Source organism: Bacteroides sp. AM16-24, assembly GCF_003471885.1.
Lineage (GTDB): Bacteria > Bacteroidota > Bacteroidia > Bacteroidales > Bacteroidaceae > Bacteroides.
Map to the genome: position 1 here is coordinate 400,575 of NZ_QRKI01000002.1, position 15,443 is coordinate 416,017.

The window sequence follows — 15,443 nt, forward strand, 5'->3', positions numbered from 1 at the left end:
ATGTTCTGCAATGCAAGATTGCTTATTTTGCATAATCACATTGCTTGTTATCGCCTACATTTATACTTTTCACAAGATGTATCTATGTTTTTTCAGTAGACGATAAATGATAATCAAGATATATGTCGATAAATTAAAGAAACAAAAACACAGCTTTGCAAAAATTTTTGGAAGCTATTTTAGGGGTCAAAATAGGGTCAGGGTCACTTATAACCCCACCTGATAGTTGTTTTTTCAAGCAAAAACACATAAACTGCTGTATATCAAAAGATTGTCAATTATTCTTGTCCAATAAAAAAGTGTTTCTACATAGATTTAATATGACAGCATTTTGCACAATACGAACAATCCCGGATTAAGTAAATACTATAAACAAGAAGTTAATATGATCCGTCTCTTTGACTACCTCTTTTTAGTCTGTGTCTTCTTTCCTGCTTAATGCAAATATTTAAGACACAAAAAATGAGAACATGCTACGAAACATTCTTTTTTAAGGAGGGAAGAAGAAAGATGCATCGGCAGATTACCCAGTGTAGACGGGACTAATTTCAATGCATTAGTACTAAGAGTCATATTTTTCTTTACATCCCCTTAAAATGCTTCTTCATCTGTTGTGGGGATTCGGGGTTATAGGTGACCCTGACCCTATTTTGACCCCTATTTTTCCCTTTTAGAAGATATAACATATTGATATACAATAATAAATAATAAAAAGATACTTCTCGTTACGAAATTATTTAATATACAATTTTGAGAGAAAAGTGAAAGACGTTTTCTATAACTTATAAACAAATAACTTTACATTTAATACTATATTCCTTTAGTATTTATATCCCCAATATATTCTCTCTTCTTTGAAAACCTTTCCAATAATTGAGAGTTCAATGTAGATAATGTGCGAATATGCACTATTTTTGTGCAGTATAGCACACCGAATTTATATTTAAGAAATTAATATATACCTAATATACAATCAGTTATATCTTTGGCATAAGATTTGAAAATTAAGTATTAAGAATCCTATAAAAGTCATCAAGAATCAACAACAGATAAGTAAATATAAACTATGATACAACATTACTTTAAGATAGCATTTCGTAATGTACTGAAATACAAGACACAAAGTGTTATCGGCATCTTTGGTCTGGCAGTAGGCTTCACTTGTTTCGCCCTTGCCAACCTGTGGATACATTATGAAATGACGTATGACGCTTACCACGAAGGAGCCGACCGAATGTATATTCTTTGCAAAGAAAGTGTATTTGGAGTAAACGGATATTCCACTTCTATGCCATACCCAGCATCGACTGTTCTGAAAAACGATTTCCCTGAGGTGGAAGCTGCATGCGCCTATACCAGATGGGGACAAAAAGTAGATCTTAAAGCAAATGGTCGGACGGTGGAAACTAATGATCTACAGGCAGACTCCTGCTTCATGAAAATGTTCAATATATCCATTCTATCAGGAAGTATGGACTTTATGTATTCCAATGACAAGATAGCCTTGACTGAAGATGTAGCTATGCAATTGTTCGGTTCAACGAATGTACTGGGCAAAGAAGTTAAAAACTATAATGACGATACACTGACGATTTGTGCCATTCTCTCAAGCCTCAATCACAGTAATCTGTCATTCGGTTACTGGGGACAGGGAGAATACTTTCGCAGCTGGCAGAATGATTGGAATAATGGAAGTTTCGAAATCATTATCAAGTTACGTAAAGGGACTGATCCGATAGCCTTTCAGAAGAAACTTGCTGCAAATGAAACAAAAGCCGATCCGAGAGATCCCCGCAGAGTGTTCGAGGGTATCCGGCTAATACCACTCGACGAGTATCATTATTCATCAGTTAACAGGAACCCATCTTTCCAATTCTACTATTTGATACTATTCTCTGTGGCCGGAGGTTTAGTGATTCTTTGTTCCCTGTTCAATTATCTCTCTCTGTTCATCACTCGCATGAAGATACGTAGCCGTGAAATAGAACTGCGTAAAGTATGCGGTTCCTCCATCGGGGGGCTATTTATTCTACTTTCTGTGGAGTACCTATACATCATATTTTTATCCGGCGTATTGGGGATGGCTTTGGTTGAAACGGCTTTACCCGCCTTTAAGAAAATGTCCGGGGTATCCGGAAATATTTATGGAGAATCTCTTCTCTATTTTGTAGGGATTCTTTTACTGTCTTTATTTCTGTTAGTGCCATTCGCCATCAGACGGTCGCGCATACGAAATAGCGGAAACAAGTACGCACTCCGTAAAATAAGTATTGCATTCCAATTGGTGATAGGGATTCTTGTCACGTTCTGCATAATAGTGATGATGAAGCAAATCTATTTTCTTACGAATGTAGATTTAGGATGGGAAAGAAAGAATATAGCTTCTATCAATCTTTTATATCCGGACAATGATTTTGAAGCCATTGCTGATAAGATCAGGCAATTCTCATGTACAAGGGAGGTGGTGACCGGACATTGTTGCCTATTGCCTAAATCATCAGGCTTTTCACAGACTTTCGATAATTGGGACGGAAAAGAAGATGCGACGAAGAGTATAGATATGCTATGTCTGTGGAATTGTGAAAAGACAGTGTCCTTCTACAATCTGAAATTGCTGGAAGGGGAGATAGTAAAGCCGACAGAAACGAATAGCATAATGATTAATGAATCGGCCGTAAAAGCGCTTGGAATGAGCGACCCGATTGGAAAGAAACTTTATCAGAAGGGCAGAACATGGACCATTGTAGGTATAATTAAAGACTTCCACATCACGGCACCGACAGAACCGGTGCAACCCTATACTTTGGTTGCAGTGGATATTCTTAAGGATATAGGATTTTCTTTAGGAAAAGGACAAATCTTAATTAAGTTTCATGATGGTAAATGGAAAGAACTGAGAAACCGGATAGACAGCATATTCAGTCGGGAGTATCCGGAAGTGAGATATAGATTATACAACACAGCAGAAGAATATGCCGGATATCTTAAGTCCGAAGATGCACTGATAAAGTTATTGAGCTTTGTTGCCATGGTTTGTGTACTTATTGCTGCTTTCGGTATCTTTTCTCTGATTACTTTGAGTTGCGAGCAAAGACGCAAAGAGATAGCCGTTCGTAAGGTGAATGGAGCCACAATCCGGAATATTCTAATTATGTTTATAAAGGAATACATACTTCTGCTCATTATTGCGGCTGTCATCGCATTCCCAATAGGGTATGTCCTGATGAAACGTTGGCTTGAAAACTATATAGAACAGACCACAATTAATGCCTGGATATATTTAGTCATAGCCGGTGGCATAGCCATAATTATCTTTGCATGTATCGGCTGGCGAGTGTGGCAGGCGGCACGGCAGAATCCGGCAGAAGTGATAAAGAGTGAATAAATCAGAGTATAATATATAAACTATAATATGTAAAACTTATGATACAACATTATTTAAAAATAACCTTCCGTAATCTAGTAAAATATAAACTTCAATCCATAATAAGCATTATGGGACTAGCAGTGGGAATTGCATTCTTTATTTTTAGTTTCTATTGGTTGCACTACGAAACTTCGTATGATAACTTTTATCCAGCTTCAAATCGCACTTTCTTGGTCTGTAATCAAGCAGAGACATCCCATTCAATATATCTTTCTCCCGTTATGTCAACATTTATCCGAGAGTATTGTCCGGAAGTAGAAGACATAACCTGCTCGTTTGAAGATTCTGGAATAGATTACTCAGTAAACGACAAAATTATTAAATCTCCTGCTTTTCTATTGGTAGACAAGTCTTTTATGAATATTTTCCCTCAAAAGATACTTTATGGTACTTTACCCAGGCTTGAAAATGAACTTATTATAAGCGAAACATTGGCACGACAATTTTGGAAAACTCCCCAAGAAGCATTAGGTTCCATCCTGAGGCAACAAGGAAGTCGTGGCATACATTTGGCAGATCCTCAGCAACTGCGAATCGTAGGTATAATGGCCGATAGTCCTTCTAATTCTTCTTTCCATTACACAGGATATCGCATAATGAAACAGTTCAAGTATGACATAAATAATGAACAAGAATGGAGGTTTGCCAACGCCATTATCCATGTAATGCTACGGAAAAACCAAAAACATAAAGATTTCACTCAACATCTAAAATCTCTATTAGAGAAACATAAGATGACTCCCGAAGAACTGAAAATCAAAATAACTCCTATATACAAGAAACATTTTGATTTTGCATCTGAAAAATCATTCTCATATTCCTTCATTAGTACATTTACAATTGCGACTTTCCTGCTGCTATGTTGTGTACTATTTAACTTTTTGAATCTATTCTTAAACCGTTATTATCAAAGAACAAGAGAAGTGAAATTACGCAAATCAGTTGGTGCCAATGACATTATTCTTATGAAACAATTAATGACAGAAGCTCTTTTTCACGGTTTAATGGCTTGCTTAATATCCGGATGCTTAATAGAAGTACTCACTCCATTCTTCGAAGAAATATTCCAAATTTCCATTCAGAAAAACACTCTTTGGCTGGAATACCTTGCAATTGCATTTATATCCCTGTCATGTATTGGAATCATTCTCACAGTCCCCATTATACAATTTATTCAAGTGTCCACCAAACAATCTTTAGTCAACAAAGTGCGTCCCCATAGACACCATATATTCCGACGGATAAGTCTGTCTTTACAATTGGTTATCTGCCTGTTTTTCTTAACATCAACAGGAGTATTATATATGCAGTTACGCTTCATCCATAATGTAGATGTAGGTTTCGACACTCAAAATATTATTGAAATGCGCATCAATCCACGTGAGCAAAATGGCAATGATATGTTGGAAGAAATTAAACAGTTGCCTATGATAAAGGCTACCACTACAGCTTCAGATTATATAGTTTGTAAAAATATAACTAGCTTTGAAGAGCGCGTAGAATGGAATGGACAGACAGAAGAAGATAAAAAAAGCCGTTTTGCAAGGCTGGCACTCCAAAATAGCGGAGATAAAATATTTAACTTCAGGCTCATTGAAGGAAGACTGTTCCGTGAAGAAGACTGGGTAACCAATAGTAATACACCTAGAAACATATTCAATTCACCTATCCTGAACAAAATCATATTAACTCAAAGTGCTGTTACTGCCATGAGAATTGAACATCCTATTGGAGAAATAATACGGATTCCTATTGGCATATTCAGAAAAGGTGATCTTGAATGGCACTATAGTGATTATGAAATCATAGGAGTGGTGAAAGACTTATATTCACAAGGAATGAAAACGGAAGTATATCCCACCATCATATCACAAGCACATAATTGGATGCAATCAATTAATTATTTTCAAGTTGTTCCAGGAACAGAAAGAAATGCGATAAAGGCCATCAATGAATTAGCGCAAAAACATCAGTGGGAATACAATGAATACAATACTGAACCGCAAACCGTAGACAATAAAATCCAGGAATTGAATAAGTCAGAAATTGCAATATTCAAGTTATTTTCAATTTTGAGTTTCCTTTGTATTCTCATCTCTTTATTTGGTATATACTCGATTTCATCTTCAATCATCACCCAAAGACAAAAAGAAATAGCTATTAGGAAAGTGATGGGAGCTACTATCAGTGAAATTATCATCATGTTTTTCCAGGAATACATTGCACTAGTATTCGTTGCAGCCATCATTGCTTTCCCATGCTCTTATTATGCCATGTCAATATGGTTGGAACAATATGCCTATCATGTCAATATTAGTATAGATCTGTTTATCATCATATTGAACATTGTAACTATCTTAGTATTATTCACCATATTACATCAAGTTATTAAAACTGCACGGCAGAATCCGGCAGAAGTGATAAAGAGTGAATAAATGGTGCGTATTCGCACTGTGTATGTGCAGTATAGCACACTACCTAAATGTTTCTTTTACATGTATATATTTTATATACAATATATTACAACTTTGGCATAGGATTTGAAACCTATTAAATAAATATAATATGATATTCCATTATCTCAAAATAGCATTCAGAAACTTGTGTAAGTACAAGACACAAAATGTCATTTCCATCATTGGATTGGCAGTAGGTTTGCTCTGCTTCTGTGTCTGCATATATTGCAGTCGCTTTGTAGAAAACACAGACCATTGTTTTGCTAATCATGATCGCATAGCAGAATTAAATCTCTATGATGGCAAAGCAGGCAGATATTTTTCCGGTTCTCCGGTTCCTCTGGCCGAAGAATTGCGCACATGGGCTTTGGGAGAAGCGGAAGCTATCTCATCCGTAACCTATCCTCGTGAACGTCCTTATTATGTAGAGTTATCTCCGGAAAAGACGCTGCCTTATGAACTTGAAACGATTGAAATAGATACTTGCTACAATAGGATCTTCACTCCGGAAATGGTAGCAGGACATTGGAAAATGGCAAGCCAATCTCTTAACTCCGTCATCCTGAGCCAATCTATGGCCATTAAAATATTCGGTAATGCAGAAAGTGCTATCGGTAAACACATGACTCTCATGAGAAGGCTCAATACCTCTCCTGAAAGCACTCCGAAAACAGGAGGTATCGTCTATACCATTCAAGCTGTAATGAAAGATATCCCTCTGAACAATAGCTTAGATTTTATGCAAAACATAGATATGCTGACCGTAAACGACAGTGAAGGACTTCTACAAAGTCCCAAACGGCATAACATGACGGGAGCAAATACCTACGTGCTGTTATCACCACAAACTACATGTACCGATTTAGAAAAGCAATTCTCAAAAAGAGACTATACCTATACTTTGTATGGCGAAGCTTACACTGTCACTGCCAGTAGCATGGGAGCCAGATTAAAGAAACAAGGCGCTTCCTACTTGGGGTTAGTGACCGGAATTATCGGTACACTGATATTATTAGTAGGACTGATTAACTTTTTCCATTTCCTTATCGGTTCTTTCTTCAACCGCACCAAGGAATACAGTATCATGAAAATGATAGGATGCAACTGGAAACAACTTTTCTACTTGCTGTTCACACAGTCATTGATCGTCATATCCATATCTTCCATACTGGTATTATCAGGCATAGAGTTATTGGGGAATCACATGAATTTTTCTTTACCAGGCATTGCAATGACCTTTACCACTGAAACGCTTTTAATACATGCTCTGCAATATATCGTTCTTCTTATCATACTCTGCGCCATTATATGTTTGTCTGTTTCCATTCGTATTCGTCGTATCACCGTGCAAACAGGTATTTATGGAAACAATAAACGCAGAGGGAAACAATGGGGGCGTAACCTCATGCTGGGTATCCAGTTTTTCATTTGCTGGGTATTCGTATCCCTGACAGTCGCTTTATATCTGCAGTCAGAAAAAACAGCCAATACCTTGTTCCACACATTAAGCCAACGAGAGAAAGCGGAGATATTAAGTATTCCGTTGGATTATCCCTTCATGAAGAACGAAGAAAAACTGACTATGATAGAGCGCTTCAAGCAACATGCAGGAGTGAAAGAAATTTTGCTATCAGATGTCGGTTACATGCAAGGGATGTCGGGCAATGGATTAACAACCGAAAAAGGAAATGAGAACTCCTGGATTGATATTAGTGTCATGGCTGTACCCGCCAATTTCTTCTCTTTCATGAATATTCTCATGGAACAAGGAAGACTTCCTCAAACGGAAAAAGATATTGTGGTAGACAATGTCTGGCAGGAGATGCAGAAGAAAGATGTAATCGGTATGAATTTGTATAGCGGTAATACCGACTACACAATCTGTGGAATATCCACACCTTTTCAGGCCGATGTCTATAACCGAAGTAGTGGATATGCTTTCCTACCTTATGATTCATCCGTCTATATAGGCCATTGCTATATCAAGAGCCATCCCGGACAGCAGAAAGAAGTAGCTCAATGGATTGAGAAAGTTTGTCACGAGATGCTTCCTGAAAATATAACTTATCAGGCTAAAACATTCCTGGATGATATCCATGTTTCGCAAGCTCTTGAATACAATCTGAAAGACATCATTTTGTTCTTTGCTGTTATCAGCATCATTATCACACTATTAGGTGTATACTCCAGCATCACGCTTGATACAGAACGACGTCAGAAAGAAGTTGCTATCCGTAAAGTAAATGGGGCGGATGTTCCGCAGATTATCCTGTTGTTTGCCCACCTTTATATCATTCTGTTATTGTGTAGTGCCATCATTGCATTTCCTCTTGTATATGTTGTGTTGATGTTGTGGAAACAAATGTACACAGTATTCTTTGATTGCGGTTTGCTTTTCTGGCTCTGTATATTCTTGATTGTTACTTTTATTACAGGTTTTACAATACTTTTCCGTATCTTGCGGATAGCAAGGAGCAATCCGGCAGAAATCATTAAAAACGAATAGCAAGTGAAACAATGATACTACATTATTTGAAGATATCGCTCCGAAACCTGTTGAAGTATAAAACTCACAGTCTGATTTCCGCCATTTGCCTGGCGGTGGGAATCGTATGCTACGCTTTGGTATGTTTTTTTGTTCAGCAACAGGAAAAGCTCGCCGATTTGCCCAACTGTGAACGACGGCTAAGGATAGAAGTCAGCCAAAGCGAAAGTCCCTTTTTTCGCAGTCATGAAGTGAAGCGGATGGAAGAACAAACAGTCAATGGTTTGGAATGTGTTACTATCCACTCTTATGGCAACTCTACAGAGATAGAAGTCATTGATGACGAACAACGCAATTTGCCTTTCCTGATACGCTATAAAGGAATCAATGCCAATTACTTCGCATACAATGGCAGGAAATTATTGTATGGTAACCGTTTACCCGAGGCACCGGATGAAGTGGTCCTGTCACAACAATTTGTACGCAAAGCCTATGGTAACAGAAATCCCATCGGATCAGTCATACATCTCTCTAATCCTAAAATCATATCAGAGAACCCGATACAAGACTTCAGGGTGGTGAATGTAGTAAAAGACAATGACTTGCGCATTCGGGAAGCAGATTGTTACTTCTCTTATGAAATCTTATCTAATGAAGCATTAAGTGTAGAAGGCTATTTATCTCCTGAGACAGATATAGAAACCCTGAACAAAAATTTGCAGTCGGTAGCGTGGCAGCGGGACGAGCATACGGTGCATCCTTGCGCATACTTTACTATGCGGCAAGATAAAGCTTGGGAGAAGGCAAAATTGGCTATACTGTTTGTTGCTTCGCTTATCTTGATTTCAGGCCTGATAAACTTCCTCAAATTCATAATCCAGATGTTCTACAACCGCCAGCGTGAAGTGGCGTTGCGTAAATGTATGGGTTCGGAGATAAAAGGACTGTTTCTACTTCTTTTCGCCGAGGTATTTTGGATGATGTCCATCGCTTTCCTTCTGTCATTGATGCTGACGGAAGTAGCCATAAATATTGCCGAGACATACATACCGATGCATGACTTACCCAAATTTTCACTGGCTGCAATTTACTCTGTACAATTCCGGATATATGTCGCACTCCTGCCTATATGTATGCTGGTGATATGGTTTCCCATCCGCCGATTACGGCAGGTAAGCATTATCAGCCAAATCAATAACAACCGCAGTCGCCACATTTTCCGTTCAGTCATGATGTGGTTTCAACTCAGCATTTCGATATTTTTCATAAGCGGCACGCTCGGTGTCCATTTGGTATTGGATGAAATTTGGGGGCATGCTTATAGCCCGCTTACTTCCCAAGAGGAGGATGACATTATCGCCCTGAATATAAACAGCCAGCGTATGTGGCAACATCTGAATCCGATATTAACCGATATCCAGGCTTTACCGGAGTGCGTCGGGATGCTCCCCATGATGGACCATATGAAAAACGGATTTTTCTTCATGCGCACCTACAAAAAAGCAGACCAGTCGGAAGCGCGGATTTTCTATACGGAAGGTTCTCCGAGCTACTTTAAGTTTTTAAATATTCCGATGCAAGGGAAAGAAGTAGACGAAGATGCGGAAGGATGCATTTACGTTAGCGAAAGCTTTAAACAACAACTAGATAAAGACAGTGTGCAAGGTATGGTGGAACTTAATGGACAGAGTTATCGCATCATAGGTACCTTCAAAGCGCTCTATAAAGAATCACAGAAAGAAGGAGTCATCGGTTCGGTATTCTTTCCCGGCAACAGTTTCGGAAATTTCTACTTTAAACTTGCACCCGGAACAGGCTCCGACAAAGGCGTCCGTCGTATCACTGATATCTGCCGGAAATATGTTCCTGACACTTTGCCACTCGAAATCCGTACGCTGGCCGATAATAAACAAACCACCCAAGGATCTATATATATCACCCAGGTTGCGATGACGGTACTGGCCATTATCAGCGTCTTATTAGTCGTGCAAAGCATCTATTCAGCCATTTCTATGGATACAGTCAGCCGACAGAAAGAAATTGCCATACGCAAAATCAATGGAGCTACTCCGTGGATTATCGCCGGAATCTTCGGAAAAGCCTATCTGGTTATCTTCTTGCTGGCCTTTGCTATTGCTTATCCATTGATCAGAATCATGTTGCTATCAATAGATGACACTCCGGTGCAATGCATACAAGGATGGGGGTGGGGCATTTCAATCTTCTTCAGTATAGCTTTACTGATATTCCTCACCACCGCATACAAAATTTACCGGATCATGCATATCAATCCGGCTGAGATAATAAAAAATGAATAAACAATATTACTAATTAAAATTATCACTATTATGATTAAAACAGTAAACCTGCAAAAAATCTTCAAGACAGAAGAAGTGCAGACATGGGCTTTGAACAATGTGAACATCGAAGTGAAAGAAGGCGAGTTCGTCGCAATTATGGGACCTTCCGGTTGCGGTAAATCTACATTGCTGAATATCCTCGGCTTGCTTGACAACCCTTCGGGCGGAGAATACTACCTCAATGGAAAGGAAGTATCCAAATACACCGAAGCACAACGCACCAGCCTGCGTAAAGGGGTCATTGGTTTCGTGTTCCAAAGCTTCAACCTGATTGATGAACTGAATGTATACGAAAACATCGAACTGCCGTTGCTCTACATGGGCATTCCTTCCGCCGAACGCAAACGTCGCGTAGAAACAGCAATGGAACGCATGGCCATTACACACCGGAGCAAACACTTCCCGCAGCAGCTCTCCGGTGGTCAGCAGCAACGTGTAGCCATTGCCCGTGCCGTAGTAGCCAATCCAAAGCTGATCCTTGCCGATGAGCCTACCGGTAATCTGGACTCAAAGAACGGTAAGGAAGTGATGGAACTGCTGAATGAACTGAACAAAGAAGGAACCACCATCGTCATGGTGACCCACTCACAGCACGATGCCGGTTTTGCAGGACGTATCATTAATCTGTTCGACGGACAGGTGGTGACAGAAGTGAGTCTGTAAACGTTTCTTTACTCAGTCAATTCCTGTCATCCTGGGCAAGATCGAAGAATCTCATCTCTACAACCTTGTGTTAAGAGAAGATATCTTTCGACGAGCCCAGGGTAGCAGATTGACCTACTTTTCAAATAACATATCAAGATATTAAATATGTACATTCTGAAGTTTGTCCTGCGTAGCTGGTGGCGAAACAAATTGTTCGTCACTATCTCTCTTGTCAGCTTGGTTATCGGTATCGCCTGCACCAACCTACTGACAGCCTTCGTCCTATACGAATACAACATCGAGTATAACAACCCCAACCGTGACCGCATCCTCCGGCTGACACAAACACTACCATTCGCACAACAAGAAATGCAAGGAACATTCGTATATCACGAATCTGTCCCCGAAATCATCTCACAATTCCCTGAGATAGAAGCTTCACTACGCACACAAGCTATCACTCACACAAAAATCCGTGTGGACGACCAAGAATATTCCGAACTGAACCTGCTATCAGCGGACAGCACATTACCTCTATTTATCCCCATCGAAACCCTTGCAGGAAAAATAGAAGAAGTATTGACCCACCCAGGAACCATCGCCATCAGCCAAGCTTTGGCCGAACGCTGTTTCGGTACCACCGACTGCCTCGGCAAGCTGCTGGATATCCCCCAATCCCAAAGTGCCTACCGTATCGCCGCCGTCTTCCGCCTGCCACCGCAAAGCATGTTGCAGGCAGACTTGCTCACGCATCTAAAAAGTCCCGAAGGAACCACCTGTTCGATACTTCTCAAAGAAGGAACAGACCTCAACGCCTTTCGCCAACGCTTCGATACAACCGAACTTCCTACTTTATTAGGCAAAGGGTATTATCGTACCCAGACTTTACAGGAATCCTATTTTACCACTACCACACAAGATAGCAACCAGTGTATCGAGCATCGGCAAAAGACCCTGTTAAGCGTCGGACTGTTATCTGCTTTATTAATCTTGTTCATCGGTTGCTTCAACTATATCAACCTCAGTTTTTCACGCATATTGAAGCAAATACGCACCTTGCACATTGAAAGCCTTTTAGGTGCAAGCCAGCTTCAAATCCGTAAGCAACTCTTTGCCGATACTTTCCTGATGGTGATTACAGCATTCCTGTTGTCCATTCTGTTGATGAGCGACCTGTTAGCAGTATTCAATGCAACCATATCCGCACATCTGTCGTTCTCCTATCTTTTCTCCGTTCAGGTGTTCCCTGTTATCCTGCTGTTTGTCATCATTCTATCCGTTGTTCCGGCAGAATACATGGGCCGGAAGATACAGACCTTGTCCGAAAGCCGTTACCGCAGCTTCTTTACAGGTCGTAAGAAACAGCGCATTGTAGCAGCACTGGTCACTTTACAATTCATGATTTCTATCGGACTGCTAAGTGCTTTTATGATAATCCGTAGCCAAATGGACCTGATAGAGCAGGAGGGAAGCCGCTACAAAGGAATCGTTGAGTTTGGAATCGGCGACTCCCGGCAATCCCCTTTACCTACTTGGATAGAAGACATTAAATCCATCCCCGGAGTAAAATCTGTTGTACCGTCCAAATCAGGTCTTTATACCATGAGTATGGCCGTTCCCCGCCAAAATGGAGAGAAGAATGACCTTCTGATGCTTGAACTTTATGAAAACTGTCCGGACTTCCTGGATATATACGATTTCTACTTGCTGGATGCCAAACAAACATTCCATTTATTACTCCGTACCTCTGTGCCGGTCATCATCAACGAGTCCTTCATTCGCTATCTTGTGCCCGAAGGAGAAGACCCGGTGGGACAACCGATCTCTAAATACGTGCCCGAAAAGAGTGAGAAAGGTACTATTATCGGTGTCATGAAAGATTTCAAGAAATATTCGCTCACAAACAATGTGTTTCCACTGAGAATGATTCTGCACGAAACGCCACAAGATAACTATACCACATTGACCTTACGGTTTGACGAACAAGATCGCACAGCAGTTATCCATCATCTTCGCGGATTATGGGAGAAGAAATACCCCGGTACTCCATTCAATTATGAAGACCCTTATCAGGTACTGATCTCCAATAATCAGGAAGTCACCGACTTTTCCCGCATCCTGCTGATGTATGCATCAATCAGTTTATTCCTAACACTGTTCGGGCTATTCGGCATCACCCATTATGCTATCCAGCAACGTATACGCGAAATAGGAATTCGGAAGATTCACGGTGCATCATTCGGGCAAATATTATGGCTTGTCAATCGCCCGTTCCTGTACTACATAGGCATAGCGTTTATACTCATTGTACCCCTGGTCTGCTATCTGATGAATTATTGGCTGCAACAATTTGCTTACCATGTACACATTGGTATTCTTCATTTCCTGCTTCCTTTGTTCTTCACTGTCTGCATCACCCTGCTCACAGTATGCCTGAACAGTTATCGGGCAGCAAGAAATAATCCGGTAGATAGTATCAAATACGAATAACCGTATCCCGGTTAATCTCCAGAACCAGAGACTGAAAATCAATCATCGCATTAAATAAAGCGATATGTGAATAGGAGGAAATCTCATCTGACGGAATATCACATTCCGTCAGTACCCCCTGTTCCAACAGCAATGCACGTTTTGTGCCTTTCAATAAGGGAGTCCTTGGCGTATACCAGACTCCCTCTTTTTCTAACGCCACATTAGCAATGGAAGTATCTGTCAAAAGATTGTTTCTGACAATCAGCACATCATCCTGGTTATCGCGCAGGGCATACAATGCTTCCAATTCCTTCCGGTTCGTACTTTTGTAGCGATAATCAATCGTATCCGAACCTACCAACCGGAGTGAACGTACAGCCCTTATTGTATAAACGGAAAATGTCACTTCACATACTTCTCTGCCATAAACTACCCGGCATTTATAAAAACCACTTTCAGGGCAATCCTCTATATAATTCAGAATATCCAGTTGATCCACCATTCCGAAAACCACCTGTCTCGTCTCATTCATCCTACGGTTGTGATGGGCAAGATTCTGCAACTTACCGTCACGTACTTGTATCGTTTCAATAAATCGGCACATATATTTTCTGTTTCATTTCTTCATATTCACTGTGGGCGTCACTCTTGAAAGTAATGCCACCACCGCTTTTAAAATACATTCCGTCCGCCTCTTGCTCTACAAAACGTATCATCACGGCACTATCCAGACTGTCTCCATCGAAATATCCGGTTATTCCCGTATAGAATCCCCGTTCATATCCCTCAGCTTCACGAATAATCTGCATCGTCTTCTTTTTGGGTGCTCCGGTAATAGAGCCGGCAGGCAACATACTGAAAAGAATATCACCTAACTGCTGTTTGTAATCTGCTGGAAGTTCACCGCATATCTCCGAGCTGGTCTGCAATATCGGTCCCCGGTTTGTCGGCAACACATCTATATAGCGATAACGCTCCACTCGGACACGAGATGCCACAATACTCAGATCATTCCTGATCAGATCCACAATCGTGGCATGTTCCGCCGCTTCTTTCCCGTCATTCATCAAGGTCTGTACGGCATTGGGCAGGGTAGCGTCTATCGTACCTTTCATGGGATAAGAGCTGATAATCCTTTTCTTTATCCGAACAAAAATCTCCGGAGAGAAAACTACAAAACGATTCTTTACCCATACTTTATATAAAGCACGGGAATTACAATATATATCCTTTAAAGTCAGATTGGTTTGTACCGGAGTCCGGCAAGTTAAATTCGTAAGAAAGCTGTTTCCGGCAAGAATATTCTTTTTCACATACCCGAAAGCTCGCCTGTATTCCTGAAAAGAAACAGGCTGGGAAATCCATTCTACTTGTTCCGGCAAACTCTCCGGAAGCAATTCTTCCGTTAAACCGGCAACTGCTTCATTCGTAAATCCATTCAGGTTATATATCAACTCCTCCGGTGAGACCTCTGCCGTCTCTTCCACATAAACCTGTTCCTGCGAATAATCAATCAGAAAGACGAACGACTTTGAACAGCCTGCCAGCATATTCATGCGTGCGATTGCTTCCTGCTTACTATATAGTTTCATACATCT

At 40.4% G+C, this 15,443-nt stretch carries 8 protein-coding genes; 6 read left to right on the forward strand and 2 right to left on the reverse strand.

All coding sequences use genetic code 11. From position 1 onward, the window contains the following. Window positions 1–1,066 precede the first annotated feature (1,066 nt). From DW182_RS04150 to DW182_RS04175, 6 genes are all read left to right on the forward strand, one after another. Complete coding sequence (locus tag DW182_RS04150; protein ID WP_118294762.1) at window positions 1,067–3,385, forward strand: ABC transporter permease; 2,319 nt, start codon at window positions 1,067–1,069, stop codon at window positions 3,383–3,385. 38 nt (window positions 3,386–3,423) lie between these two features. Further along, window positions 3,424–5,862, forward strand: coding sequence for an ABC transporter permease (locus DW182_RS04155; protein WP_115503365.1), 2,439 nt, complete (start codon window positions 3,424–3,426; stop codon window positions 5,860–5,862). A 130-nt stretch (window positions 5,863–5,992) separates the two neighbouring features. Further along, window positions 5,993–8,389 carry an ABC transporter permease gene (locus DW182_RS04160; protein WP_118294763.1) on the forward strand — a complete coding sequence of 799 codons (2,397 nt, stop codon included), beginning with the start codon at window positions 5,993–5,995 and terminating at the stop codon, window positions 8,387–8,389. An 11-nt stretch (window positions 8,390–8,400) separates the two neighbouring features. Beyond that, a complete protein-coding gene (locus DW182_RS04165; RefSeq protein WP_118294764.1) occupies window positions 8,401–10,686 on the forward strand; it encodes an ABC transporter permease in 2,286 nt (761 codons plus the stop codon). A 30-nt stretch (window positions 10,687–10,716) separates the two neighbouring features. Then, window positions 10,717–11,391, forward strand: a complete 675-nt coding sequence (locus DW182_RS04170; protein ID WP_007214190.1) for an ABC transporter ATP-binding protein — start codon at window positions 10,717–10,719, stop codon at window positions 11,389–11,391. Window positions 11,392–11,538: 147 nt separating this feature from the next. Beyond that, window positions 11,539–13,863: an ABC transporter permease gene (locus tag DW182_RS04175; protein ID WP_118294765.1), complete on the forward strand. Its 2,325-nt coding sequence runs from the start codon at window positions 11,539–11,541 to the stop codon at window positions 13,861–13,863. On the opposite strand, the gene DW182_RS04180 is transcribed toward DW182_RS04175, so the two are convergent. After that, a complete protein-coding gene (locus tag DW182_RS04180) occupies window positions 13,850–14,449 on the reverse strand; it encodes an aminotransferase class IV (protein ID WP_118294766.1) in 600 nt (199 codons plus the stop codon). The genes DW182_RS04175 and DW182_RS04180 overlap by 14 nt on opposite strands. Further along, the gene (locus DW182_RS04185) at window positions 14,433–15,437 is read right to left on the reverse strand and encodes an aminodeoxychorismate synthase component I (protein ID WP_118294767.1); all 1,005 of its coding nucleotides are present in this window, start codon (window positions 15,435–15,437) and stop codon (window positions 14,433–14,435) included. Before DW182_RS04185 ends, DW182_RS04180 begins: the two co-directional genes overlap by 17 nt. Between the last annotated feature and the right edge of the window lie 6 nt (window positions 15,438–15,443).